Source organism: Arenicella xantha (genome assembly GCF_003315245.1).
Taxonomy (GTDB): Bacteria; Pseudomonadota; Gammaproteobacteria; order Arenicellales; family Arenicellaceae; genus Arenicella; species Arenicella xantha.
Window position 1 is genome coordinate 248,947 of record NZ_QNRT01000003.1, and the last position, 22,131, is coordinate 271,077.

Sequence of the window (22,131 nt, forward strand, 5' to 3'; positions counted from 1 at the left end):
GACAACATCAAGATGCAAGTTGAGTTGATTGCTCCAATCGCGATGGAAGAAGGTCTTCGTTTTGCGATTCGTGAAGGTGGCCGTACTGTTGGTGCGGGTGTTGTAGCGAAAATTACTGACTAAATCTGGTAGGCGCTCTCGGTTCGCTGAGAGCTCTGCTTAAAAGTCACTATAAGAATATTTATATTAAGGTTATAGGTTAACTATGAGCGTCGAAAATCAAAAAATTCGGATTCGACTAAAGGCTTTTGATCACCGCATGATCGATCGCTCGGCACAGGAAATTGTGGAAACAGCTAAGCGCACAGGCGCTATGGTGTGTGGCCCAATTCCATTGCCAACACGCATTGAGCGAATGACTCTCTTGCGTTCACCTCACGTGAACAAGAAAGCACGAGACCAGTTCGAAGTACGTACTCATAAGCGTATCGTCGATATCGTTGAGCCCACTGACAAAACTGTTGATGCGTTAATGCGTCTTGATTTGGCAGCCGGTGTAGACGTTGAAATTAAGGTTAACTAGGACTTCAGTTTAGTCGCTGATAAGTCCCTCTAACCAATCACTAATAGAGTTGATAGAAAAATGTCACTTGGATTAATTGGACAAAAAATAGGTATGACGCGCGTCTTCCAAGAAGATGGTCGCTCAGTGCCTGTTACGGTAGTAGAAGTATCTACTAACCGTGTCACACAGGTTAAAACGGTCGAAACTGACGGTTATGAAGCTGTGCAAGTAGCAAGCGGTGAACGTCGTGCAAATCGCGTTCCAAAAGCGCTTGCTGGTCACTATGCTAAAGCTAAAGTAGCACCAGGTACTCGACTTGTTGAGTTTCGTGTTAATGCGACTGAAGCTGAGCTCGAAATCGGGTCGGAAATCAAAGTCGATTTGTTTGAAGCAGGCCAAAAGGTAGATGTGCAAGGCACAAGTATCGGTAAAGGTTTTGCTGGCGGTATTAAGCGATGGGGTTTTGGTGGTTTGCGTGCAACCCACGGTGTCTCCGTTTCTCACCGTTCACTCGGTTCGACTGGCCAATGTCAAGACCCAGGTAAGGTCTTCAAAGGCAAGAAAATGGCTGGTCACATGGGCGCACGTAAGCGTACGCAGCAGGGCCTTGAAGTAGTTCGAGTTGATGCTGAGCGTAACGTCATTTTGGTGAAGGGTTCTGTGCCTGGATCAAAAGGTGGCAGCGTGATCATTAAGCCTTCTGTTAAAGCTAAGAAGTAGGTCACTATCATGGAACTTAAACAACAAAATGGTTCGGCCCTAAAAGTCTCTGAGGCTGTTTTCGGCGCGGATTATAACGAAGCATTGATTCATCAAGCAGTGGTGGCATATCAAGCCGGCGCGCGTCAAGGTACTCGTGGCCAGAAGAATCGTTCTGCGGTTTCTGGTGGCGGTGCTAAGCCTTGGCGTCAGAAAGGTACAGGCCGAGCGCGTGCTGGTACTTCTCGAAGCCCAATTTGGCGTGGTGGTGGTAAAACGTTTCCTGCTGGACCTCAAGACTTCTCACAGAAAATGAACCGCAAAGCATACCGTATTGCGATTCGTTCGATTCTTTCTGAGTTGGTTCGTCAAGACCGCTTGGTAGTCGCCGACGATTTCGTCGTGACTGAGCCAAAGACTAAGCAATTAGTCGCCAAGATGAATGATTTCAAATTGGACGACGTGTTGATCGTAACGCATGAATTCGATGAGAACTTGATTCTAGCGTCGCGTAATTTGTACCACGTCGGAATTTTGGAAGCGCAGGAAATTAACCCTTTGAGCTTGATCGGTTTCGATAAGGTCTTAATGACGACCGAAGCGATTAAGCAAATCGAGGAGAAATTAGCATGAGTCAATCTAAGCTAAGCAAAGACGAATTATATAAGGTGATTATTTCACCAATCGTCACCGAGAAAAGCACTCGCGCAGCTGAGCATCACGGTCAAGCCGTGTTCCAAGTTGCAAATAGCGCTAATCGTCACGATGTTAAAGCAGCTGTTGAGCAAGCATTTGACGTTGAAGTCGAATCAGTGAAGATCTTGAACGTGAAAGGTAAAACTAAGCGTTTTGGTAATGCTCTCGGTAAGCGTAACGATCGTAAAAAAGCATACATACGTTTGAAAGACGGCAGTGATATTGATTTCACTGAGTTCCAAGCGTAAGTACGTCTAAAGACAAGTAGTTAAGAGAAAAGGTAATTAGAAAATGGCATTGGTAAAGTTAAAACCTACCTCACCCGGTCGCCGCGGTACGGTTCGAGTTGTTAACTCGGATCTGCACAAAGGCGAAGGCTTTAAGCCTTTGTTGGAGTCCAAGCGTGCGATTAGTGGTCGTAATAACGTAGGTCGCATCACTGTCCGTCATCGTGGTGGCGGTCATAAGCGTAAATATCGTGTTATTGATTTTCGTCGTAACAAAGACGCTATCCCTGCGAAAGTAGAGCGTTTGGAATATGACCCGAATCGTAGCGCTCATTTGGCACTGTTGTGTTATGCAGACGGCGAGCGTCGTTACATTTTGGCTCCGAAAGGCCTGAATGCTGGTGATTCGGTAATCTCTGGATTGGATGCTCCAATTGCAGTAGGTAATACCTTGCCGCTACGCAACATTCCTGTTGGTTCAGTAGTTCATAATGTTGAACTAAAGCCTGGTAAAGGCGGCCAGTTGGCTCGCTCTGCCGGTACCTCGATTCAGTTCGTTGGTAAAGAAGGTAATTACGCTCAGATCAGAATGCGTTCTGGTGAGATGCGTAAAGTGCACTTAGAGTGTCGCGCTACCTTAGGTGAAGTAGGTAACTCAGAGCATTCATTGCGCAAATTGGGTAAAGCTGGTGCGAAGCGCTGGCGTGGTATTCGCCCAACCGTTCGCGGTGTGGCAATGAACCCGGTAGACCATCCGCATGGTGGTGGTGAAGGCCGTACCTCAGGTGGACGTCATCCAGTATCACCAACGGGTGTGCCAACCAAAGGTTACCGTACACGTAGCAACAAACGCAGCGATTCGATGATTATTCGTCGTCGCAAGAAATAAGGGATAGAGGTCTAGATAAATACTATGGCACGTTCAATTAAAAAAGGTCCATTTGTAGACCATCACCTTTGGGCAAAGGTTGAGAAGGCCGCGGCAGCACATGACCGCAAGCCTATCAAAACTTGGTCACGTCGCAGCATGATTATGCCTGAATTTGTAGGCTTAACGATTGCGGTTCATAACGGCCGTCAGCATGTACCTGTGTTGATTTCCGAGAATATGGTTGGTCACAAGTTGGGCGAGTTTTCACCAACTCGTACCTTCAAAGGCCATATCGCTGATAAGAAAGGTCGATAGGAGCAATAGATATGCAAGTTAAAGCTACTGCAAAAAACGTACGTATCTCGCCACAAAAAGCGCGATTAGCTGTGGATCTGATTCGCGGTAAATCGGTTGCGCGTGCTCTTGAGATTCTTTCATTTAGTGAGACCAAAGCGTCTACGCTAGTTAAGAAAACGCTAGAGTCTGCGATCGCTAACGCGGAACATAACGAAAGTGCTGACATCGATGAGTTGTTTGTTGCTAAATGTTTTGTTGACGAAGGTCCGACCATGAAGCGTATGCGTCCGCGTGCAAAAGGCCGCGCGTTCGGAATTTTAAAGCGTTCTAGTCACATTACAGTGGCCGTGAGCGATGATCTAGCAGGAGGCCAGTAATGGGTCAGAAAGTACATCCTAATGGAATGCGTCTTGGCATTGTTAAAGACTTCAATGCTAAGTGGTATGCCGATAAGACCGACTATGCAAAGTTCTTGTTACAAGACTTGAAAGTTCGCGAGTTTCTAGAGAAGAAACTTAAGAATGCAGCGGTTAGCGAAATTACTATTGAGCGTCCTGCGCAAAATATCAATGTGATTATCCACACGGCTCGTCCAGGTATCGTAATTGGTAAAAAAGGCGAAGATATTGACCGTATGCGTAAAGCAATTGCGGCCATGACTGGTCTGCCAACACAAGTGTCGGTAGAAGAGATTCGTAAGCCTGAAATTGATTCTCAATTAGTTGCTGATGGAATTTGTCAGCAGCTAGAGAAACGCGTAATGTTTCGTCGTGCGATGAAACGAGCGGTTCAGTCTGCAATGCGTGCTGGTGCTCAAGGTGTGAAAGTGATGATTTCTGGCCGTTTAAACGGTGCTGAAATTGCACGCTCGGAATGGTATCGCGAAGGTCGTGTGCCACTTCATACACTACGTGCCGATATCGATTACGCCACTTCAGAAGCTCTTACTACTTACGGCATTATTGGCGTAAAAGTATGGATCTTCAAAGGTGAAGTGTTTCAAGCGCTGAATAGCGCGCCTGCAGAAGAAGCAAAACCTGCGGCGAAGTCTTAGACTTCCCCGGTTGCGAAAAGTTTAGAGGTTAATAGAAATGTTATTACCAAAGCGTACCAAATTCCGCAAAGCGCACAAAGGGCGTAATCGCGGATTGGCTCACACTGGAAACAAGGTGAGCTTCGGAGAATTCGGTTTACAGTCAACTACACGTGGTCGAATGACTTCGCGTCAGATCGAAGCGGCTCGTCGAACTATTACACGTCACATTAAACGTGGCGGTCGAGTTTGGATTCGAGTGTTTCCAGATAAGCCAGTTTCTAAAAAACCATTAGAAGTTCGAATGGGTAAAGGTAAAGGTAACCCGGAATTTTGGGTTATGGAAGTTAAGCCAGGTCAGATGTTGTACGAATTGCAAGGCGTTAGCGAAGAACTCGCACGCGAAGCTTTCGAACTGGCAGCAGCTAAGCTTCCATTCAAATGTAAATTTGTTAAGCGTCAAGTCGGATAAGGCTGGGAACATTAGATATGGCTACTGAATCAAGAGCAGCTGAATTGCGAGCTAAATCGGCTACTGAGTTGAAAGACGAATTGGTTGAATTACGTAAAGAAGAATTCGGCCTTCGCATGAAAAGAGGGACTGGTCAATTGGCAGACACCGCGCGTTTCAAAAAGATTCGCCGCGACGTGGCTCGCATCAAGACCATCCTTAACGAACAAGCTAAAACAGCTTCCTAAGGTTAGAGAGAATCAAGATGACTGAGAACACTGGTGCCCGTACTGTTGAAGGCAAAGTGGTGAGCAACAAGGCTGAAAAAACTATTTCAGTATTAGTTGAGCGCCGCGAAAAGCATCCTTTGTATGGCAAGTATATTCGCAAATCGACAAAATTCCTCGCACACGATGAAGCCAATGAATGCGGTGAAGGCGACAAAGTGCTGATCGAAGAGTGTCGCCCATTGTCAAAGCACAAGACTTGGCGTTTGGTTAAAGTGATCGAAAAAGCAGTAATTGTTTAATCGAACACTCGAAGTCAAACTAAGTCGAATTGAATTTAACGCACTGAATAGAATTGGAGTAACCCCATGATTCAAATGCAAAGTATTTTAGATGTAGCTGATAACAGTGGTGCACGCAAAGTTATGTGTATCAAAGTATTGGGCGGGTCTAAACGTCGTTACGCCGGAATCGGTGACGTGATCAAAGTCAGCGTAAAAGAAGCGCTACCCAATTCTCGTGTGAAGAAAGGTGGTGTTTATGATGCGGTTATCGTACGCACCCGTAAGGGCGTACGTCGCCCAGACGGATCAGTCATCCGCTTTGATAAAAACGCTGCGGTTATTTTAAACGCTTCTCGTCAGCCAATGGGCACTCGTATCTTTGGGCCTGTGACTCGTGAGTTGCGTGGCGATAACTTTATGAAAATCGTTTCTCTAGCGCCAGAAGTGCTTTAGACGATTATTCAAAATAGGCAGAGAACAAGATGAATAAGATTAAAAAAGACGACACCGTAATTGTGATCAGCGGTCGCGATAAAGGCAAAACTGGCAAAGTACTCCAGATTTTGGAAGACGGACGTGCGTTGGTAAACGATATAAACCTCGTTAAGAAACACACGAAAGCAAACCCGATGGCTGGTGTAACCGGCGGCATTCTGTCAAAAGAAGCCCCGATTCAATTGTCTAATGTTGCGATTTTGAATCCTAAGACTAACAAGGCGGATAAAGTTCGCATTGAAGGCGAAGGCAAAGACAAGCATCGTGTATTTAAATCGGATGGCAGCAAGGTTGACGCGTAAGCGCCAAACCCTCCATCTACGACAGGTATAGAACAATGACTAGATTGCAAGAACATTACGTAAAGAATGTGGTTCCTCAATTGCAAGAGAAATTTCAATTTTCGAGCGCGATGCAAATTCCTCGCATCACCATGGTCTCCATTAATATGGGTCTAGGTGAAGCCGTTGGTAACAAGAAAATTATCGAGAGTGCGGTTGCCGATCTTGAAGCGATTACTGGTCAGAAACCAGTAGTGACTTTGGCCCGTAAATCAGTTGCTGGATTCAAAATTCGTGACGGTTGGCCGATTGGTGCGAAGGTAAATCTTCGTCGTGATCGTATGTATGAATTTTTGGATCGCTTGATTTCAATTGCGATCCCACGAATTCGTGACTTTCGCGGTTTAAATTTGAAGTCGTTTGACGGTCGCGGAAACTATACGTTCGGTTTGAAAGAACAGATCGTGTTCCCTGAGATCGATTATGACAAAGTAGACTCACTACGTGGTATGGATGTAACCATTACTACTAGCGCTGCTACTAATGAGGAAGCTGAGGCACTATTACGTGGCTTCAACTTCCCACTGAAGACCAAATAATTACAACGCCTTCGGTTAGTCCGGGGTTTATAGAGTTAGAGACACAGCTATGGCTAAAAAATCAATGATCGCTCGCGAAACGAAGCGTACCAAACTGAACAACCGCTTTGATGCGCGTCGTGAAGAGTTGAAAGCAGTCGTCAGCAATGAAGATGCTGACTACGATTCAAAATGGGACGCGATGATGGCTTTGCAGAAGTTGCCACGCGATTCAAGTAAAGCACGTCAGCGTAACCGCTGCGGTTTGACTGGACGCCCACACGGCTACTATCGCAAGTTCGGCCTAAGCCGTAACAAGCTTCGTGAAATCATTTTAAAAGGCCAAGCGCCGGGTGTTGTGAAAGCGAGTTGGTAACAGCAAACGCCTAACAACGATCCAAATAACAGAGATAGAAACGGTACAGCACCATGATGACAGACCCAATCGCGGATCTACTAACGCGTATCCGCAACGCGCACCATGCTGAAAAAATTTCTTTGACCATGCCTGGTTCAAAGATCAAATCAGCAATTGCGAAGGTGTTACAAGACGAAGGTTACATCGAAGGCTTTGAAGCTGCTTCAGAGGACGGTAAACCTACGTTGACAATCAAATTGAAGTACTACGAAGGTGAGCCCGTTATCGAGCAAATCCAGCGTATCAGCAAGCCTGGTCTTCGCGTTTATAAAAGCGCTGAAGAGCTTCCGAAAGTAAATGGTGGCTTAGGTATTGCTATCGTTTCAACTAGTAAAGGCATTATGACTGACCGCGCGGCTCGTACCGCTGGTGTTGGTGGTGAAGTGCTTTGCTCCGTTAGCTAATTTATTAGCTAGTTTATTAAGTAAGCTGAGGCGCAAAGTCGTCAATAAGCTGCATTAATCGAGAATTTAGACATGTCTAGAATTGCAAATGCACCTGTCAGTATACCAAGCGGCGTTGAAGTGACGCTTGATGGTCAATTGGTTAAGGTGAAGGGATCGAAAGGTCAACTCGAGTGGAATGTCCATGAGTTGGTCACTGTCAAACAGGAAGATACTGACATAAAAGTATCGGCCAATCGAGACAGTAAAGAAGCCGTTGCGTTGGCTGGTACCACACGCGCGTTGGTCAATAATATGGTAACTGGCGTTAGCGCTGGTTTTCAGAAAAAGCTAACAATTATAGGTGTTGGTTATCGTGCACAAGCACAAGGTCAAACATTGAATTTGACGTTGGGTTTTTCACACCCAGTTGCTTACGCCATTCCAGAAGGTATCAAGGTTGAAACGCCAAGTAACACCGAGATCGTTGTTTCCGGTGTTGATAAGCAAGCCGTTGGCCAAGTAGCAGCAGAGATTCGCGCCTATCGTAAACCTGAGCCTTATAAAGGTAAGGGTGTTCGGTACGCTGATGAATATGTATTGCGTAAGCAAGCTAAGAAGAAGTAATCGGGGAGTTAGACATGAAAGATAAAAAATTAGCACGTCTGCGTCGGGCTCGTAAGCTCCGCGGAAAAATCGCCCGACAAGGTGTTTCTCGTTTGAGTATTCACCGTACTTCACAGCATATTTATGCGCAGGTGATTGATGAAACAGGCAGCCGCGTACTCGCTGCTACATCAACGTTGAGCCCTAGCATTAAGAAAGAAGCCAAGAACACTGGCAACTGCGAAGCCGCAGCGTTAGTGGGCAAAGAAATTGCTGAGTTAGCGAAACAAGCTGGCGTTGAGTCAGTTGCCTTCGATCGATCTGGTTTTCGTTACCATGGTCGCGTTAAAGCACTGGCTGAAGCGGCTCGCGAAGCTGGCTTGCAGCTGTAATACATACCAGGAGATTAATTATGGCTGGTCCAAAAAGAAATTCACGTAACGATCGTGAGCCTGTAGATGAGAGCTTAGAGCAACTTATCAACGTACGTCGTGTAGCGAAAGTTGTAAAAGGTGGTCGAATTTTCGGTTTCTCGGCTTTGACAGTAGTCGGAGACGGTAACGGTAGCATCGGCATTGGTCGTGGTAAGTCGAAAGAGGTTCCTCTTGCTGTGTCTAAAGCGATGGATTCAGGTCGCCGCGATATGAAAAAAGTACATTTGGTAGGTGGCACACTACAGTATCCTGTAGTTGCAACTCACGCCGGATCTACCGTTGTCATGCGCCCGGCTTCACCGGGTACCGGCATCATTGCTGGTGGCACCATGCGCGCAGTATTCGAAGCGGCCGGCGTTAAAGACGTTTTGGCTAAGTGTATTGGTTCTACTAATCCGGTAAACGTTGTTCGTGCGACTCTAAAAGGTTTGCGATCAATTAATAGTCCTGAATCTGTAGCGGCTAAGCGCGGCAAATCAGTAAAAGACATCTTATAAGGTTAGGGCGATAGCGTAAGTAACGATAGCGGTCAGTCATGACGAAGGTTTATTCGTCGTGGACAGTGTAGAAATAGCACTGTTTACTGACCTCGCTAAGATTACTGGCAAATTGACTCCTTTATAAGAAGCGTTCAAATTCAAACTTTCGGTATAGACAAATGGCTAACGAAAAGAAAATTAAAGTGACTCTAGTCAAGAGCATGTTTGGTCGTGGTGCGAAGCACATGGCCTGTGTTAAAGGCTTAGGTTTACGTCGCATGCACCATTCGGTTGAGGTGATTGATACACCTGAAAACCGTGGCATGATTAACAAAGTTTCTTACCTTCTAAAAACGGAAGAGGTATAAGACGATGCGTTTAAATACTATTAAACCAGCTGAAGGTGCTAAGCACGCTCGTAAGCGTGTTGGTCGCGGTATTGGTTCTGGGACTGGAAAGACTGCGGGTCGTGGTCATAAAGGCCAAAAGTCGCGTACTGGCGGCAAAGTGCAAATCGGTTTTGAAGGTGGTCAAATGCCAATTCAACGTCGCTTGCCAAAACGTGGTTTTCGTTCAGTAACGGCTAAAAATATGGCAGAGATTCGCTTGCATGAGTTGAATCTAGTTGAAGGTGAGGTCGTTGATTTGGCATCACTACGGTCAGCTGGCCTATTAAATGCTAGTCACCTTCGTGCCAAAGTGGTGTTGTCAGGTGAGCTGAATAAGGCAGTAACGCTAATGGGTATCGGAGCTACGGCTGGCGCTAAAGCGGCAATCGAAGCTGCCGGTGGCAAAGTAGAAGGCTAATCCTCGGATTAGTCTTTTATGATTTAAGTTTGCCCCGATAAAGCTATTACTACTAATAAGACTAACGAAGATTAAAGCTTAGGTTTCAGTATGGCACGTGAACAAGCCGCAGCCCTCGCAGGGTCTGGCAAATTACAAGAACTTTGGTCGCGAATTTTATTCGTGCTTGGTGCGTTTATCGTTTACCGAATAGGTACGCATATTCCGGTGCCTGGTGTGGATCCTATCGCAATTGCCGCTCTCTTTGAGCAAAGCCGCGGGTCGATTCTTGACGTACTCAACATGTTCTCTGGTGGAGCATTAAGTCGTTTGTCGATCTTGGCGCTTGGTGTCATGCCATACATTTCTGCATCGATTATCATGCAAATGTTGACCGCTGTAGAGCCGCGCATGAAGCAGGTGAAGCAAGAAGGTGAGGCTGGTCGTCGTAAGATACAAAAGTGGACTCGATATGCCGCGGTTGTTCTAGCGACATTTCAAGCCTTCGGTGTTGCAAGCACAGTTCAAGGTCAGGATGTTGGTGGTTCACCGGTAACGCTGATTGGTGGCTTTCAGTTCACCATTGTGTGCGTATTGGCATTGGTCGCTGGCACCATGTTTCTAGTGTGGTTAGGTGAACAAATTACTGATCGTGGTATCGGTAATGGTATGTCGCTAATCATTTTCGCTGGTATCGTCGCTGGTCTGCCAAGCGCGATAGCTGGGACTATTGAGCTAGCGAGCAGTGGCGAGTTCTCACCGATTTTTGTGGTCTTTTTACTGGTTGCTGTCGTAGTCGTAACCGCATTTGTGGTGTTTGTTGAGCGCGGACAACGTCGCTTAACGGTTAATTACGCTCGACAACAGCGTGGCAACAAGTTGATGCAAGCGCCGAGTAGCTATTTTCCACTTAAAATGAATATGGCTGGCGTGATTCCGCCGATCTTTGCGTCTAGTATTATTTTGTTTCCAGCGAGTTTGGTGGGTTTTTTCGGTAGTGATTCAGCCACAGGTGTGGCGGGAGTGCTGCGCGATATCTCAACCAAAATGCAACCGGGTGAATTGATTTACACGGTAATGTATATCGGTATGATCTTGTTTTTCGCATTTTTCTATACTGCGTTGACATTTGACCCGAAAGAGATTGCCGAAAATTTGAAGAAACAAGGCGCGTTCGTTCCCGGTATTCGACCTGGTCAGCAAACGGCACGTTACATTGATGGCGTGGTATCAAAGTTAACCTTAGTTGGTGCTTTGTATCTTGCTGTAGTGTGTTTGCTCCCAGAGCTGCTAATTGTTAATTACAATGTGCCATTTTATTTTGGTGGTACGTCGCTGCTGATTATTGTTGTAGTAATCATGGATTTGATGGGCCAAGTGCAATCACATCTCATGTCACAGCAATATGAAAGCTTAATGAAAAAAACCAACCTCACCGGTAAGTCAACTGGCGGTAGAAAGCGTCGTAAATAGTTGATGACTTGTGGGGCGATTGTTACTAGGTAGTATTTGGGTAATGATCAATTTGGCTGTAAAGACAGCGCGTTATAGCGTTAAAGAAAGTTTCGAGGAATATTATGAAAGTTCGTGCATCAGTAAAGAAAATTTGCCGTAACTGTAAAGTTGTACGTCGCAAGCGTGTGGTTCGGGTTATTTGTAGCGATCCGCGTCACAAGCAACGTCAGGGCTAGTCAGTTAGCATAAGACGGCATAAATTGTCTAGAAAACTCCGCATATCAACAAGTATTCGGTTGATTTTTTAGATTCTAAACAGTATCCTAGCGCGCCTTTCGCAGGTCGGCTAGGGCGATAAGAAATTGTCTGGCGACATTTGGAACTATCCAGACTCGCTGGTTATTATTAAGAAGCATCCGGAGACACATAGTGGCACGTATTGCAGGTATTAACTTACCATCACACAAACATGTTGAAATCGCGTTAACGTCGATTTACGGCATAGGTAAAACTCGTTCGCAAAAGATTTGTGACGCGGCTGGCATTGAAGGCTCTACGAAAGTAAGTGCCCTTAGCGAACCAGATGCAGAAAAATTGCGTTCCGAAGTTGCGAAATTCGAAGTTGAAGGTGATCTCCGCCGCGAAGTATCCATGAACATCAAGCGATTGATGGATCTAGGCTGCTATCGTGGTCTCCGTCACCGCCGCGGTCTGCCTTTGCGCGGCCAACGTACTAAAACTAATGCACGTACCCGTAAAGGTCCGCGTAAACCTATCAAGCGCTAAGCGCCAGCTTTTAATCCGTTAAAAGATCTGTTTTTGAGAGTTTAAAATGGCTAAATCACCTAGCAAATCGAAGAAGAAAGTTAAAAAGCATATTGTGGATGGCATTGCGCACATCCAAGCTTCTTTCAACAATACCATCGTTACTATTAGCGACCGTCACGGCAACGCCCTATGTTGGGCTACTGCTGGTGGATCAGGTTTTCGTGGTTCACGAAAAAGTACTCCATTCGCTGCTCAGGTTGCAGCTGACCGCTGTGGCAAGATGGCCCAAGAATTCGGCATGAAAAATTTGGAAGTTCGCGTTAAGGGCCCTGGTCCTGGTCGTGAATCTGCTGTTCGTGCATTGAATAACTGCGGGTTCGAAGTGACTCAGATTACTGATGTTACTCCAATCCCACATAATGGTTGTCGCCCTTCTAAGAAGCGTCGCGTATAACCCGTTCGATTCGGTGACTTTTTGAGTTTAATTTTCTTCGAAAATTAAAGGCCGCAGGCGCTAAGTTAGTTTTAGTGATTCTTGCTTAAAGGCTTAAAAAGTACGTCACACCGGTCGAGAGCAACTTTAAAGACAGAGAAAACAATAATGGCAAGATATATAGGCCCAACTTGTAAGTTGGCGCGTCGTGAAGGCACGGATTTATTCCTTAAGAGCCCAGCACGTTCGCTTGAATCAAAGTGTAAGATTGATAAGGTACCTGGAGCGAACGCACAGTCGCGTCGTCCACGTACTACTGTTTACGGTACTCAGCTCCGTGAAAAACAGAAAATGCGTCGAATCTACGGTGTATTAGAAAAGAAATTCCGTGCTTATTATGCTGAAGCAGCTCGGGTAAAAGGATCAACTGGTGAAAACCTATTAACGTTGTTGGAGTCTCGACTTGATAACGTTGTTTACCGTATGGGTTTTGCTGTAACACGTGCAGAAGCACGTCAACTGGTCAGCCATAAATCAATCAAAGTGAATGGGCAGATCGTGAACATTCCTTCGTTTCATGTGAACCCTGGTGACGAAATCGAAATTCGTGAGAAAGCCAAGAAGCAGCTTAGAATCAGTGCTGCGCTTGAAATTGCAGAGCAAATCGGCATCGCTGATTGGGTAAGCGTAGATTCTTCAGCGAAGAAAGGCGTTTTCCGAGCAGCTCCTGAACGAAACGAGTTGTCTGCAGGTATTGACGAGTCACTCGTAGTAGCACTTTACTCTAAGTAAGTTAGTTGGTCTTAAACGACGTTAAGTTGTTTAAGACCGCTGTTACTTAGACGAAATAATATTCTAAACATTGACCTGCGCTCCGCCAGAGGAGCTGGGTAAATAACGGAGATTTTCCATGTCAGAAACAATTGAACAGCTGCTTACCCCGCGTTTCGTTGATGTAAATACCGAGGACGGAGTACGTTCAAAAGTAGTGATCGAACCTTTAGAGCGCGGTTTTGGTTACACGTTAGGTAATGCTTTGCGTCGAATTTTGTTGTCTTGTATTCCAGGCGCAGCAATTACCGATGTAAAGATCGATGGTGTTTTACACGAGTACTCTTCAATCGAGGGCGTTCAAGAAGATGTCATTGACATTTTGTTGAACCTTAAAGGCGTTGCGATTAAGAAAGAGTTTGATGAGCCAGTTACATTAACGCTGACGTCGACAGGCGAAGGTGTGTTGACTGCAGGCGACATACAGACCGTTTCTGACGTTGAGATCGCTAATCCTGAGCACGTAATTGCTCATCTTTCTAAAGATGCTAAGTTTCATGCTGAGTTAACGGTGCGAAGTGGTCGCGGTTATCAAGTCTCTGAAGCTCGTAAGAGTGAGACTGAAGATAAAGAGATTGGCTTGATGCAACTCGATGCTACCTATAGTCCAGTGCTTAAGGTATCTTATTCAGTTGATGATGCTCGCGTAGAGCAACGTACCGACCTTGATAAGTTAACGCTTAATATCGAGACTAACGGCACGATCGATCCTGAAGACGCAATTCGCAAGGCAGCCACTGCGCTGAGCCAACAGATTCAGGTTTTTGTTAATCTGGAAGAAATTGCTGCTGTTGCGCACGAAGAGAAAGAGCCGGAAGTAGATCCTGTATTGCTTCGTCCGGTTGATGAGTTAGAGCTGACAGTTCGATCTGCGAACTGCTTGAAAGCCGAGAGCATTTACTACATCGGCGACTTGGTTCTACGCTCAGAGGTTGAGTTGATGAAAACTCCAAACTTGGGCAAGAAATCGCTCACCGAGATCAAAGATGTTCTAGCACAACGTGGACTTTCTTTGGGAATGCAATTACAAAATTGGCCGCCAGCTGCACTTCGTGTAGACAGCGATCGATAAGAATTAAACAATAGGACAGAGGTTTCTATCATGAGACATAGAAAATCAGGTCGTCAGTTCAACCGTAACTCCAGTCACCGCCAAGCGATGTTTCGCAATATGATGGTGTCTTTGTTGAAGCACGAGCAAATTAAAACCACAGTGGCTAAAGCCAAAGAACTGCGTATGTTTGTTGAGCCAGTCATTACCTTAGGTAAAGACGCTACGCTTGCGAATAAACGTAGTGCGTTTGCTAAGCTTCGCGATCGCGATATCGTTGCGAAATTGTTCGATAATATCGGCGAGCGTATGAAAGATCGTCCCGGTGGCTATACTCGTATTTTGAAATGCGGCAATCGCGCCGGCGATAATGCACCGATGGCGTATATTCAGTTGGTGGACTTCGATTTAGAAGCTCACGCTGCATTATTTGTGGATGACGAAGAAGAGTTCGAAGAGAACGCTGCTTAGTAACTGCAAGCGCAGAATGTTTTAAAAAGGGTCTACTTTGGTAGGCCCTTTTTTGATGTGTCGAGGGAATTGAAGGAGTGGTAGGGAACGGTAGCTAACACCATCGCTTTTGATTAGTGGGGCTGCATTTAATTAGTAGTTTTGTAGCAGATAGAAATGTTGGGAAATTCTGGAGTCATGCCTTACTATGGTTGGTATTCCAATCATGACCTGTGTTTAAAAAGCGCGATTATATTATGAGTAGCATAGCCGGCTTCGCAAGTTCTTTTATCACCTTCACCGTCGTCTTATTTGTTTTTCTAGTTGGTGTTTTGTTCGTTTATTTGATCGCGATTTACTTTATCGATAGAACTCAAACAGAGCATACAGTGCGGCGGAATTACCCGGTTATTGGTCGGTTTCGCTACATCTTCGAGCATTTAGGGGAGTTTTTTAGACAGTATTTCTTTGCAATGGATCGCGAAGAGATGCCCTTTAATCGAGCTCAAAGGTCTTGGGTTTACCGTGCCGCTAAGGATATAGATAGCACCGTGGCGTTCGGCTCGACTCGTGACCTGCGCCCAGAGGGCACGGTGATGTTTGTTAATTCTGCGTTTCCGCCGTTAACCGATGAGTCTTTGCCGCCGAAGCCTATAGTCGTAGGTGATGGGTTTTGTGCCAACCCTTTTACCAGCAGTGCCTTGGTGAATATATCCGGCATGAGTTTCGGGGCGATATCAAAGCCTGCTGTTTTGGCTCTTTCACATGGAGCAAAAAAAGCGGGATGTTGGATGAATACCGGCGAAGGCGGCTTGTCTCAGTATCACTTAGAAGGCGGTTGCGACATTGTCTTTCAGATTGGCACCGGTAAATTTGGTGTTCGCGACGAGTTTGGCGGGCTAAGCGAAGAGAAGCTTAAGGGTATCGCGGGGCATGACGTGGTTAAGATGTTTGAAATCAAATTAAGCCAGGGCGCTAAGCCTGGTAAAGGCGGCATGTTGCCAGGTGCCAAAGTGACTAAGGAGATTGCGAACATAAGAGGATTGGAGGTCGGGCAAGATGCGATTAGTCCAAACCGCCACCATGAATTAGAGAATAACGAGGATTTGCTCAACATGATTCAGCGAGTACGTCGAGTAACTGATAAACCGACCGGTTTTAAAGCGGTGATCTCCTCAATGGCTTGGTTGGATGACCTTTTTGAACTAATCAATCGACGTGGTTTAGATGCTGCGCCTGATTTTATTACCGTAGATAGTTGTGATGGCGGCACCGGGGCGGCACCTATGTCGTTAATGGATGACATGGGTTTGCCGGTCAAGGAAAGTCTGCCAATGTTGATTGATAAACTAAACGAGTATGGCCTTCGCGAGCGTATTAAAGTTAATGTCTCGGGTAAGATGATTAACCCAACTGAAGTCGCTTGGGCGCTGTGTATGGGAACTGATTTTGTATCGACAGCACGCGGTCCGATGTTCGCTTTGGGTTGTATTCAGGCATTGCAATGTAATAAAAACACCTGTCCAACCGGCATTACCACGCACGATAAAGATTTGCAAAAAGGCTTGGTCGTCGCGAGTAAGCAGAAGCGAGTTGCCAACTATATTAAGAACTTAGAGAAGGAAATTCGTATTATTGCGAATTCGTGTGGGGTTCGGCGACCACGCGACCTAAATCGAACACACGCACGAGTAGTGGTATCGCATGGGCGATCGAAAACGCTAGCGGAGCTGTACCCCGAAATTTCTAAAGACTAATGACGCTAATTCGTTTGCTGCAATAGACGTGATTTTGCGTGTTCGCTTAGGCGCCGGCATTTTATCAAAATGCGCGATTAACTGAAAATTCAGCTAAATCAATCAATGCGGTTTTATGTGGCGACTCCGGTAGAATTTTAAGAGCGGTTTGCGCAAGGTCGGCTTGTTCGCGAGCCACTCGAGCCGTATAAGCCAACGAACCGGTTCGTTCGATAATGGCTAGCACCGCATCCAAATTCTCTCGACTGGCGTTCGTGATGGCTTCAACTAACAGCTTACGGTCATTGCCGGTTGAACGCTCAATGGCATTGATCAAAGGTAGTGTTGGTTTGCCTTCAGCTAAATCATCTCCGACATTTTTCCCCATAGCTTCCGCGTTAGCGGTGTAGTCCATAATGTCGTCCATCAATTGAAACGCTGTACCAAGGTGCAAGCCGTAGGCTGCCATTGCTTCTTCAACGGGTCTGGATTGGTGTGTAATAACCGCGCCTAGTTGAGTTGCGGCTTCGAACAAAATTGCCGTTTTAGACTGAATTGTTTCCATGTATTGCGCTTCGGTGGTATCTGCCGAACCGCAATTAATCAGTTGCATCACCTCGCCTTCTGCGATTTGATTGGTGGTGCGCGACAAGATTTCCATGACACGCATGCTGCCGACCTCTACCATCATTTGAAAGGCCCGTGAATAGAGATAATCACCAACCAGAACACTGGCCGCGTTACCGAATAATTCATTCGCTGTCTCACGACCGCGACGTAGCGCGGATTCGTCGACGACGTCGTCATGCAGAAGCGTTGCTGTATGGATAAACTCCACAATGGCCGCTAGTAGAGTTTGTTCAGCAGTGGTAGTAGTTAGTTCGGGATTGCTCGCCTTTGCTGCGAGTAGCAATGATACCGGCCGTAGACGCTTGCCACCGGCTTGAATAATGTAAGCACCTAACTGATTAATTAGCGCAACCTCGCTGTTGAGGTTATCGATAATGGTGCGATTAACCAGAGCCATATCGTCCTTGACTAGATCAATAATGACTTTGATATCTATGCTTGGTGACGCGATGTCACTAATGGGTGAGCGTTTTAGGGTCATAGGTCGAGATTATAGCCTAGTCGAATGAAAATCCTTCTATTTTGAGTCAAATCTCGTGCCAAACTAAGCGTTGAGCAAAAGCTAACTAAATTGCGGTTAGTTGGTTGACCTTGATGTGTAGAGGAACTAGAATTCGCCTCCTGTTCGCTGGGTCCGTTAAAAGGAAGAAAGTTGCGGTAGCGGTTGTTACCAATCCCCTTCAGAACGCCAAATGGTCGAAAGATCGGAGAATCATTATGTACGCGGTAATTAAAACCGGCGGTAAGCAATACCGTGTCGCTGTAGGCGACAAACTGAAAGTTGAGTCGCTTAATGCAGAAGAAGGCGACAAAATCACTTTAGATCATGTTCTTATGATTGGTGATGGTGAAACTGTCGAAGTCGGCACACCAACACTAGATAAGTCTGTTGAGGCAGTCGTAGTTGGCAACGGTCGTGGTAAGAAACTACGAGTTGTTAAGTTTCGCCGCAGACAGAATTCACGTACCCGTACTGGGCATCGTCAAAATTTCACCGAGCTAGAAATCACCGCTATTGGTGGTAAGGCCGCGGCTAAGAAGCCAGCAGCGAAAAAGGCTGTAGCAGCTAAGAAAGATGACGCCCCTAAAAAAGCAGCGCCAAAAAAGGCGGCTAAAGCAGATTCAAGCGCTGATGATTTGAGTAAAATCTCTGGTGTTGGTCCTGTGATCGTCGGTAAATTGGCTGGTCTTGGTATTACGACTTTCCAACAAATCGCTGATTTTACTGCTGAAGACGTCGCACGCATCGATGATGAGTTAAACTTCAAAGGTCGAATTGAGCGTGATGAGTGGATTAAGCAAGCTAAAGAATTCCTAAAAGGTTAATTTCTCGTCTCTAGTCAATAGAGCAAGAAATAATCAGAAAACGAGGCATATAGAATGGCACATAAAAAAGCAGGCGGTAGTTCAAGGAACGGTCGCGATTCAAATTCAAAACGTTTAGGCGTAAAGCGCTATGCAGGTCAATTGATCAATGCTGGCACTATTATTATTCGTCAACGTGGTAGTGAGTTCCATCCTGGCGACAATGTCGGTATGGGGCGTGACTTCACATTGTTTGCTCTGCAAACAGGCGTAGTAAAGTTCGAAAAGAAGGGTCCTAAAAACCGTCGACACGTTAGTGTTGTTGCTGCGTAATTTGGACTCCGTAGCACATTAGTGCTGCCAGTAAAAAAGCCCCGCTTAGCGGGGCTTTTTTGTGTCTGGTGCTTCGGTAAGGCGGTAGTCTTTTAATTTGGCCATGCTGTATAGCTAAGAGCCAGCCAATAACCTTACGGCCAGAATCAATGCGTCATTGAAATCCCGCACTTGCATTTTTGCATAGAGCGCGCGGAGGTGGGATCGAACGGTATGAACTGAGATGTTGGTGGTATAGGCAATTTGTTTTGGTTTTTGGCCTTGAACCATTAATGCGATTACTCGTGTTTCACATTTTGACAGGGCGAATGTTTTCGCGAACTGCTGCATTCTTTTGCATGGTATTCGTTGGTCTGAATCGATGCCTAGGTCGCCAGCTATACTTATCAGAAAGTGGCTGTCATCTATGTCTGTTTTGGCGACGGTGACGGTTCGAAGCCCAGTGCTGTTCAAATCTAAGTACAGTTGCTCAGTTACTGGGCTGCTGGTATTGGCTGGGCTGATTGGCGCCGCCATTCGCTGTGCGGCAAATTTTATTTGTTGCGTGCTGGCGCTGTCTCCAATCTGCAGCGTGGATCCGCTTAATGAAACGATATTGTGATCGAGCAAGCGTTGTGCTGCGCGGTTGCTAGCTATCACTAATAAGCTTAGGTCAACCAGAAAGCTTGGTGTTGGTAAGTGCTCAATCTCGTTTAAATTGTTGTGATTTTTGAGTCTTTGATGGGTAGGCGGCAACGGCATTAAGGATGGGTTGCGTCTCGAAAAACTCACTACACTATTTAACTGGGTATTCATCATCACTCCAAAATATATCGCTCGCTGACTAGGTAAAAGCTGGTTGCCGCCGTTCGGTGCGGTAGTCGCTTGTCTATTTGAATACGCGCTTGAGCTTAGGCCTACTAGGCGGGGCGTTAACGGTATTTAAATTGTTAGTGCATGTGATGTGACTTATCTCCCACCTTTTGAGAATGGGGCTAAACAGGTACACTCGAGAAATGCGATTATCTATGTCTATTCTTCTTTTTATTGTTCAGCTTGGTTTGTCAAATCGCTTAGCTGCCATTGAGATAGACCAGTTAAGCCATTGTGCGCCAACAGCTACCAGCGATTCGTCAGTTGCTGTGCTGGATTCATCCCATACTGACATGCAAGCATGGAGTCATGTTGGTGCGTATTTGACTGGCGACGGAAGTCTAGCCCCGCTCCAAAAGCGTGTTGGCTTGATCGGGCCTGACAAAGTGCCGGGCGCGCAATGTCGTGATTGTTGGCCGTTTAGAGGGGCGCTGGTCGTCAAGCTAAGTGATTGGACTCAGCAACATGTGAATGGCTTGGAGGTGAAGAACTTCTCTGAGCCGGTTGTGTTTGGCGATCTAAAGGGTGTCGAAATTGAACTAAAGTTTCATTCTCAACGCAGCCAAATACTAGACCAATCAGAACTGACTGTGCGTTACCGGCAACAGGTGTCACCGGGGGCGCTTAGTTTGGTTGATCATGGCAATGCTAACCTCGGAATTACGCTATTCGGTGGTCGACCAAGGAGTGATTCGGCGGCGACGTTAAATGCCGAAATAATTATTGGTCAAGACGCAAGCTTAGTGGCTGATCGCTGGTTACGTGTATTTATCCCGATCGACGAATTCGCCACGTACTTAGAGCAGGACTATCAACGTCAGCCTGCGCAGTTGCTTAGCAACCATGAGCAGCCAGTGTTGGGCCTGCGTTTGGTAGCTGAAACAGAGAGTGGTCAACAGTTGCGCAATGTACTCGGCGATGCGTGGCATGCGGCGTTGCCCGAAACGTTTAAAGTTCTGGACATGAGTCTGTGTCGGATTCGTTTGCTTAAGCACTGAGCCTATTAACTCTAGCCGTTAAACTTGTTGTTATTAAACAGCCTTGCCGGCAGAATTTGGAGCGTCGCTTAGTCGCTAGTGGTTTTCGCAAAGATACTAGCGTCGTCGCCGCCATCAAACCAAGCGAGTTGATCGCGCAATGAAACTACTGTGCCGATAATAATGAGGGTCGGAGCTTTGACTGATTGGCCTTCGATAATGCCAGCCATTGTTGCCAAGGTGCCGGTATATACTTTTTGCGATGAAGTGGTACCTTGTTCTATTAGCGCTATTGGCATGTCTTCGGAAACGCCATGAAGAATCAATTGTTGGCAGATGATGGGTAAACCCACTAACCCCATGTAAACCACAACCGTTTGATTGGGTGTTGCCAATAATGGCCAATTTAGATCAACCGACCCGTTTTTTAAATGACCGGTTACAAATAGACAGGATTGTGAATGGTCTCGATGGGTTAATGGAATGCCTGCGTAGGTCGCGCAACCGCTTGCTGCGGTAATCCCCGGAACAATTTGGAATGGGACGCCAGACTGTGCCAGCAGAGCAATTTCTTCACCGCCGCGACCAAAGATAAATGGGTCACCTCCCTTGAGGCGAACGACACTTTTCCCCTGTTTTGCGAGGTCAACCAGCAGCTGGTTAATTTCGGATTGGGGAACAGCGTGATCAGAGCGGGCTTTACCTACGTAGATGCGGTCTGCGTCGCGGCGAGTTAGGTTTAGAATCGCTGGGCTTACCAAGCGGTCATAGAGCACAACATCGGCTTGTTGCATAAGCCTGAGGGCTCTAAACGTCAATAAGTCAGGGTCTCCAGGTCCAGCTCCGATTAACCATACTTCGCCCTCAGACGTGTGCTTTGGATCGTTGAGTGCGTCAATCGCAGCCTCGAGCTGAGCTTCCGCTTGATCTTCCCTGCCGGAGAAAAATAATTCCGCAATTGGGCCTTGAATGACCCGTTCCCAGAAGCGACGACGTTCTCGTTCGCTGTGGACTACGCCTTTAAGCTTATCGCGAAAGCGACCCATTGCCGCCGCTAAAGTGCCATAGCTGGCAGGTATGAAGGTCTCTAATCGCGTTCTGAGCATGCGCGCGAGCACCGGCGCATCGCCGCCTGTTGATATGGCGATCAAAACTGGTGATCGGTCAACTATTGATGGCGTAATAAAGCTACAGAGCTCAGGTTGGTCAACCACATTCACTGGAATGTTTGCCTGCTGTGCGAGTTCGGATACAAGTCGGTTGACCGACGGAATATTGGTGGCGGCGGTAATAAGTCGATAACCGTGAATGTCGCTAGCTTCGAATGGTCTTGCTAGATGGGTGATTTCAGCGCCAAATTCTTCGGTAAGCTCCGTGCATAGCGCCGGTGCAACCACCGTGATTTCGGCTCCAGCAGAGCGCATCAAGCGTATCTTTCTGAGCGCAACCGGGCCACCACCTACGACTAAGCAAGGTTGCTGCGTGAGATTGATGAAAATTGGATAATTTTGCATAACGGTATTTTAGCCTACCTGACATTGATTGTGGCATCATCCGATC

The 22,131-nt window shown here is 46.4% G+C and carries 36 protein-coding genes; 33 read left to right on the top strand and 3 right to left on the bottom strand.

Translation table 11 applies throughout. The features are described from left to right. From DFR28_RS13040 to DFR28_RS13185, 30 genes are all read left to right on the top strand, one after another. Positions 1–123: EF-Tu C-terminal domain-related protein (locus DFR28_RS13040; RefSeq protein ID WP_483959966.1), on the top strand; the 123-nt coding region annotated here is incomplete at its 5' end. 82 nt (positions 124–205) lie between these two features. Then, positions 206–523 (top strand): 30S ribosomal protein S10, encoded by a 318-nt coding sequence (gene rpsJ, locus DFR28_RS13045; protein ID WP_113954802.1) that lies wholly within the window; start codon positions 206–208, stop codon positions 521–523. 60 nt (positions 524–583) lie between these two features. Continuing rightward, positions 584–1,225: a 50S ribosomal protein L3 gene (rplC, locus tag DFR28_RS13050; protein ID WP_113954803.1), complete on the top strand. Its 642-nt coding sequence runs from the start codon at positions 584–586 to the stop codon at positions 1,223–1,225. A gap of 9 nt (positions 1,226–1,234) precedes the next feature. Then, the gene (rplD, locus tag DFR28_RS13055; protein WP_113954804.1) at positions 1,235–1,837 is read left to right on the top strand and encodes a 50S ribosomal protein L4; all 603 of its coding nucleotides are present in this window, start codon (positions 1,235–1,237) and stop codon (positions 1,835–1,837) included. Next, on the top strand, positions 1,834–2,148 hold the full coding sequence (gene rplW / locus DFR28_RS13060; protein WP_113954805.1) for a 50S ribosomal protein L23: 315 nt from the start codon (positions 1,834–1,836) through the stop codon (positions 2,146–2,148). Before rplD ends, rplW begins: the two co-directional genes overlap by 4 nt. Positions 2,149–2,191: 43 nt before the next feature. Continuing rightward, positions 2,192–3,016, top strand: a complete 825-nt coding sequence (gene rplB, locus DFR28_RS13065) for a 50S ribosomal protein L2 (protein ID WP_113954806.1) — start codon at positions 2,192–2,194, stop codon at positions 3,014–3,016. A gap of 24 nt (positions 3,017–3,040) precedes the next feature. Then, positions 3,041–3,313 (top strand): 30S ribosomal protein S19, encoded by a 273-nt coding sequence (rpsS, locus tag DFR28_RS13070; protein ID WP_113954807.1) that lies wholly within the window; start codon positions 3,041–3,043, stop codon positions 3,311–3,313. A gap of 11 nt (positions 3,314–3,324) precedes the next feature. Continuing rightward, a complete protein-coding gene (gene rplV, locus DFR28_RS13075) occupies positions 3,325–3,672 on the top strand; it encodes a 50S ribosomal protein L22 (protein ID WP_113954808.1) in 348 nt (115 codons plus the stop codon). Then, complete coding sequence (rpsC, locus tag DFR28_RS13080; RefSeq protein ID WP_113954809.1) at positions 3,672–4,349, top strand: 30S ribosomal protein S3; 678 nt, start codon at positions 3,672–3,674, stop codon at positions 4,347–4,349. Before rplV ends, rpsC begins: the two co-directional genes overlap by 1 nt. Before the next feature lie 37 nt (positions 4,350–4,386). After that, entirely contained in the window at positions 4,387–4,800 is a 414-nt protein-coding gene (gene rplP, locus DFR28_RS13085; RefSeq protein ID WP_113954810.1) for a 50S ribosomal protein L16, read from the top strand. Positions 4,801–4,817: 17 nt separating this feature from the next. Then, positions 4,818–5,027: a 50S ribosomal protein L29 gene (gene rpmC / locus DFR28_RS13090; RefSeq protein WP_113954811.1), complete on the top strand. Its 210-nt coding sequence runs from the start codon at positions 4,818–4,820 to the stop codon at positions 5,025–5,027. Between the two features lie 17 nt (positions 5,028–5,044). Beyond that, the gene (gene rpsQ, locus DFR28_RS13095) at positions 5,045–5,308 is read left to right on the top strand and encodes a 30S ribosomal protein S17 (RefSeq protein ID WP_113954812.1); all 264 of its coding nucleotides are present in this window, start codon (positions 5,045–5,047) and stop codon (positions 5,306–5,308) included. A 66-nt stretch (positions 5,309–5,374) separates the two neighbouring features. After that, positions 5,375–5,743, top strand: coding sequence for a 50S ribosomal protein L14 (gene rplN, locus DFR28_RS13100; protein ID WP_113954813.1), 369 nt, complete (start codon positions 5,375–5,377; stop codon positions 5,741–5,743). Positions 5,744–5,772: 29 nt separating this feature from the next. Then, positions 5,773–6,087, top strand: coding sequence for a 50S ribosomal protein L24 (gene rplX / locus DFR28_RS13105; RefSeq protein ID WP_113954814.1), 315 nt, complete (start codon positions 5,773–5,775; stop codon positions 6,085–6,087). 35 nt (positions 6,088–6,122) lie between these two features. Continuing rightward, positions 6,123–6,665 carry a 50S ribosomal protein L5 gene (rplE, locus tag DFR28_RS13110; protein ID WP_113954815.1) on the top strand — a complete coding sequence of 181 codons (543 nt, stop codon included), beginning with the start codon at positions 6,123–6,125 and terminating at the stop codon, positions 6,663–6,665. A 49-nt stretch (positions 6,666–6,714) separates the two neighbouring features. Beyond that, positions 6,715–7,020, top strand: coding sequence for a 30S ribosomal protein S14 (gene rpsN, locus DFR28_RS13115; RefSeq protein WP_113954816.1), 306 nt, complete (start codon positions 6,715–6,717; stop codon positions 7,018–7,020). A 53-nt stretch (positions 7,021–7,073) separates the two neighbouring features. Further along, entirely contained in the window at positions 7,074–7,466 is a 393-nt protein-coding gene (rpsH, locus tag DFR28_RS13120; protein WP_211316994.1) for a 30S ribosomal protein S8, read from the top strand. A gap of 72 nt (positions 7,467–7,538) precedes the next feature. Beyond that, positions 7,539–8,072 carry a 50S ribosomal protein L6 gene (gene rplF / locus DFR28_RS13125; RefSeq protein WP_113954817.1) on the top strand — a complete coding sequence of 178 codons (534 nt, stop codon included), beginning with the start codon at positions 7,539–7,541 and terminating at the stop codon, positions 8,070–8,072. A gap of 14 nt (positions 8,073–8,086) precedes the next feature. Beyond that, a complete protein-coding gene (rplR, locus tag DFR28_RS13130; protein ID WP_113954818.1) occupies positions 8,087–8,443 on the top strand; it encodes a 50S ribosomal protein L18 in 357 nt (118 codons plus the stop codon). Between the two features lie 20 nt (positions 8,444–8,463). After that, entirely contained in the window at positions 8,464–8,982 is a 519-nt protein-coding gene (gene rpsE, locus DFR28_RS13135; protein ID WP_113954819.1) for a 30S ribosomal protein S5, read from the top strand. 161 nt (positions 8,983–9,143) lie between these two features. Further along, the gene (gene rpmD / locus DFR28_RS13140; protein ID WP_113954820.1) at positions 9,144–9,332 is read left to right on the top strand and encodes a 50S ribosomal protein L30; all 189 of its coding nucleotides are present in this window, start codon (positions 9,144–9,146) and stop codon (positions 9,330–9,332) included. 4 nt (positions 9,333–9,336) lie between these two features. After that, positions 9,337–9,771, top strand: coding sequence for a 50S ribosomal protein L15 (gene rplO / locus DFR28_RS13145; RefSeq protein ID WP_113954821.1), 435 nt, complete (start codon positions 9,337–9,339; stop codon positions 9,769–9,771). Positions 9,772–9,861: 90 nt separating this feature from the next. Next, positions 9,862–11,223, top strand: a complete 1,362-nt coding sequence (gene secY, locus DFR28_RS13150; protein WP_113954822.1) for a preprotein translocase subunit SecY — start codon at positions 9,862–9,864, stop codon at positions 11,221–11,223. A gap of 104 nt (positions 11,224–11,327) precedes the next feature. Further along, positions 11,328–11,441: a 50S ribosomal protein L36 gene (gene rpmJ, locus DFR28_RS13155; RefSeq protein ID WP_113954823.1), complete on the top strand. Its 114-nt coding sequence runs from the start codon at positions 11,328–11,330 to the stop codon at positions 11,439–11,441. A 193-nt stretch (positions 11,442–11,634) separates the two neighbouring features. Further along, positions 11,635–11,991: a 30S ribosomal protein S13 gene (gene rpsM / locus DFR28_RS13160; RefSeq protein ID WP_113954824.1), complete on the top strand. Its 357-nt coding sequence runs from the start codon at positions 11,635–11,637 to the stop codon at positions 11,989–11,991. Between the two features lie 46 nt (positions 11,992–12,037). Continuing rightward, positions 12,038–12,427, top strand: coding sequence for a 30S ribosomal protein S11 (gene rpsK, locus DFR28_RS13165; protein WP_113954825.1), 390 nt, complete (start codon positions 12,038–12,040; stop codon positions 12,425–12,427). A 147-nt stretch (positions 12,428–12,574) separates the two neighbouring features. Continuing rightward, positions 12,575–13,198, top strand: a complete 624-nt coding sequence (gene rpsD, locus DFR28_RS13170; RefSeq protein ID WP_113954826.1) for a 30S ribosomal protein S4 — start codon at positions 12,575–12,577, stop codon at positions 13,196–13,198. 118 nt (positions 13,199–13,316) lie between these two features. After that, positions 13,317–14,309: a DNA-directed RNA polymerase subunit alpha gene (locus tag DFR28_RS13175; protein ID WP_113954827.1), complete on the top strand. Its 993-nt coding sequence runs from the start codon at positions 13,317–13,319 to the stop codon at positions 14,307–14,309. A gap of 30 nt (positions 14,310–14,339) precedes the next feature. Then, complete coding sequence (rplQ, locus tag DFR28_RS13180; RefSeq protein ID WP_113954828.1) at positions 14,340–14,759, top strand: 50S ribosomal protein L17; 420 nt, start codon at positions 14,340–14,342, stop codon at positions 14,757–14,759. A gap of 236 nt (positions 14,760–14,995) precedes the next feature. Further along, on the top strand, positions 14,996–16,495 hold the full coding sequence (locus DFR28_RS13185) for an FMN-binding glutamate synthase family protein (protein ID WP_113954829.1): 1,500 nt from the start codon (positions 14,996–14,998) through the stop codon (positions 16,493–16,495). 64 nt (positions 16,496–16,559) lie between these two features. On the opposite strand, the gene DFR28_RS13190 is transcribed toward DFR28_RS13185, so the two are convergent. After that, entirely contained in the window at positions 16,560–17,540 is a 981-nt protein-coding gene (locus DFR28_RS13190; protein ID WP_113954941.1) for a polyprenyl synthetase family protein, read from the bottom strand. 281 nt (positions 17,541–17,821) lie between these two features. Between DFR28_RS13190 and rplU the strand changes: the two genes are divergently transcribed. Both rplU and rpmA read left to right on the top strand, forming a co-directional pair. Next, positions 17,822–18,430, top strand: coding sequence for a 50S ribosomal protein L21 (gene rplU / locus DFR28_RS20080; protein WP_113954830.1), 609 nt, complete (start codon positions 17,822–17,824; stop codon positions 18,428–18,430). 54 nt (positions 18,431–18,484) lie between these two features. Then, the gene (gene rpmA / locus DFR28_RS13200; protein ID WP_113954831.1) at positions 18,485–18,742 is read left to right on the top strand and encodes a 50S ribosomal protein L27; all 258 of its coding nucleotides are present in this window, start codon (positions 18,485–18,487) and stop codon (positions 18,740–18,742) included. Positions 18,743–18,856: 114 nt separating this feature from the next. Here rpmA and DFR28_RS13205 read toward each other — a convergent pair whose 3' ends face one another. After that, positions 18,857–19,537, bottom strand: a complete 681-nt coding sequence (locus DFR28_RS13205; protein ID WP_170132090.1) for a helix-turn-helix transcriptional regulator — start codon at positions 19,535–19,537, stop codon at positions 18,857–18,859. 212 nt (positions 19,538–19,749) lie between these two features. Here DFR28_RS13205 and DFR28_RS13210 point away from each other — a divergent pair, with 212 nt between their 5' ends. After that, positions 19,750–20,592, top strand: coding sequence for a hypothetical protein (locus DFR28_RS13210; RefSeq protein ID WP_113954833.1), 843 nt, complete (start codon positions 19,750–19,752; stop codon positions 20,590–20,592). A gap of 68 nt (positions 20,593–20,660) precedes the next feature. Here DFR28_RS13210 and cysG read toward each other — a convergent pair whose 3' ends face one another. Next, positions 20,661–22,085, bottom strand: a complete 1,425-nt coding sequence (gene cysG, locus DFR28_RS13215) for a siroheme synthase CysG (RefSeq protein ID WP_113954834.1) — start codon at positions 22,083–22,085, stop codon at positions 20,661–20,663. Between the last annotated feature and the right edge of the window lie 46 nt (positions 22,086–22,131).

Bases quoted from the DNA above. Each gene is read 5' to 3' on its own strand.
- rplR (WP_113954818.1), top strand. From the start codon at position 8,087: ATGAAAGATAAAAAATTAGCACGTCTGCGTCGGGCTCGTAAGCTCCGC.
- rpmJ (WP_113954823.1), top strand. From the start codon at position 11,328: ATGAAAGTTCGTGCATCAGTAAAGAAAATTTGCCGTAACTGTAAAGTT.
- DFR28_RS13210 (WP_113954833.1), top strand. From the start codon at position 19,750: ATGTCTATTCTTCTTTTTATTGTTCAGCTTGGTTTGTCAAATCGCTTA.
- rplU (WP_113954830.1), top strand. From the start codon at position 17,822: ATGTACGCGGTAATTAAAACCGGCGGTAAGCAATACCGTGTCGCTGTA.
- rpmA (WP_113954831.1), top strand. From the start codon at position 18,485: ATGGCACATAAAAAAGCAGGCGGTAGTTCAAGGAACGGTCGCGATTCA.
- rplW (WP_113954805.1), top strand. From the start codon at position 1,834: ATGAGTCAATCTAAGCTAAGCAAAGACGAATTATATAAGGTGATTATT.
- secY (WP_113954822.1), top strand. From the start codon at position 9,862: ATGGCACGTGAACAAGCCGCAGCCCTCGCAGGGTCTGGCAAATTACAA.
- DFR28_RS13175 (WP_113954827.1), top strand. From the start codon at position 13,317: ATGTCAGAAACAATTGAACAGCTGCTTACCCCGCGTTTCGTTGATGTA.
- DFR28_RS13205 (WP_170132090.1), bottom strand. From the start codon at position 19,537: ATGAATACCCAGTTAAATAGTGTAGTGAGTTTTTCGAGACGCAACCCA.
- rpsH (WP_211316994.1), top strand. From the start codon at position 7,074: ATGATGACAGACCCAATCGCGGATCTACTAACGCGTATCCGCAACGCG.
- rplP (WP_113954810.1), top strand. From the start codon at position 4,387: ATGTTATTACCAAAGCGTACCAAATTCCGCAAAGCGCACAAAGGGCGT.
- rpmC (WP_113954811.1), top strand. From the start codon at position 4,818: ATGGCTACTGAATCAAGAGCAGCTGAATTGCGAGCTAAATCGGCTACT.
- rplD (WP_113954804.1), top strand. From the start codon at position 1,235: ATGGAACTTAAACAACAAAATGGTTCGGCCCTAAAAGTCTCTGAGGCT.
- rpsJ (WP_113954802.1), top strand. From the start codon at position 206: ATGAGCGTCGAAAATCAAAAAATTCGGATTCGACTAAAGGCTTTTGAT.
- rpsQ (WP_113954812.1), top strand. From the start codon at position 5,045: ATGACTGAGAACACTGGTGCCCGTACTGTTGAAGGCAAAGTGGTGAGC.
- rpsE (WP_113954819.1), top strand. From the start codon at position 8,464: ATGGCTGGTCCAAAAAGAAATTCACGTAACGATCGTGAGCCTGTAGAT.
- rplC (WP_113954803.1), top strand. From the start codon at position 584: ATGTCACTTGGATTAATTGGACAAAAAATAGGTATGACGCGCGTCTTC.
- rpsD (WP_113954826.1), top strand. From the start codon at position 12,575: ATGGCAAGATATATAGGCCCAACTTGTAAGTTGGCGCGTCGTGAAGGC.
- rpmD (WP_113954820.1), top strand. From the start codon at position 9,144: ATGGCTAACGAAAAGAAAATTAAAGTGACTCTAGTCAAGAGCATGTTT.
- rplE (WP_113954815.1), top strand. From the start codon at position 6,123: ATGACTAGATTGCAAGAACATTACGTAAAGAATGTGGTTCCTCAATTG.
- rpsN (WP_113954816.1), top strand. From the start codon at position 6,715: ATGGCTAAAAAATCAATGATCGCTCGCGAAACGAAGCGTACCAAACTG.
- rpsC (WP_113954809.1), top strand. From the start codon at position 3,672: ATGGGTCAGAAAGTACATCCTAATGGAATGCGTCTTGGCATTGTTAAA.
- rplN (WP_113954813.1), top strand. From the start codon at position 5,375: ATGATTCAAATGCAAAGTATTTTAGATGTAGCTGATAACAGTGGTGCA.
- rplB (WP_113954806.1), top strand. From the start codon at position 2,192: ATGGCATTGGTAAAGTTAAAACCTACCTCACCCGGTCGCCGCGGTACG.
- rplQ (WP_113954828.1), top strand. From the start codon at position 14,340: ATGAGACATAGAAAATCAGGTCGTCAGTTCAACCGTAACTCCAGTCAC.
- rpsK (WP_113954825.1), top strand. From the start codon at position 12,038: ATGGCTAAATCACCTAGCAAATCGAAGAAGAAAGTTAAAAAGCATATT.
- rplO (WP_113954821.1), top strand. From the start codon at position 9,337: ATGCGTTTAAATACTATTAAACCAGCTGAAGGTGCTAAGCACGCTCGT.
- rplF (WP_113954817.1), top strand. From the start codon at position 7,539: ATGTCTAGAATTGCAAATGCACCTGTCAGTATACCAAGCGGCGTTGAA.
- DFR28_RS13185 (WP_113954829.1), top strand. From the start codon at position 14,996: ATGAGTAGCATAGCCGGCTTCGCAAGTTCTTTTATCACCTTCACCGTC.
- rpsS (WP_113954807.1), top strand. From the start codon at position 3,041: ATGGCACGTTCAATTAAAAAAGGTCCATTTGTAGACCATCACCTTTGG.
- cysG (WP_113954834.1), bottom strand. From the start codon at position 22,085: ATGCAAAATTATCCAATTTTCATCAATCTCACGCAGCAACCTTGCTTA.
- rplX (WP_113954814.1), top strand. From the start codon at position 5,773: ATGAATAAGATTAAAAAAGACGACACCGTAATTGTGATCAGCGGTCGC.
- rplV (WP_113954808.1), top strand. From the start codon at position 3,325: ATGCAAGTTAAAGCTACTGCAAAAAACGTACGTATCTCGCCACAAAAA.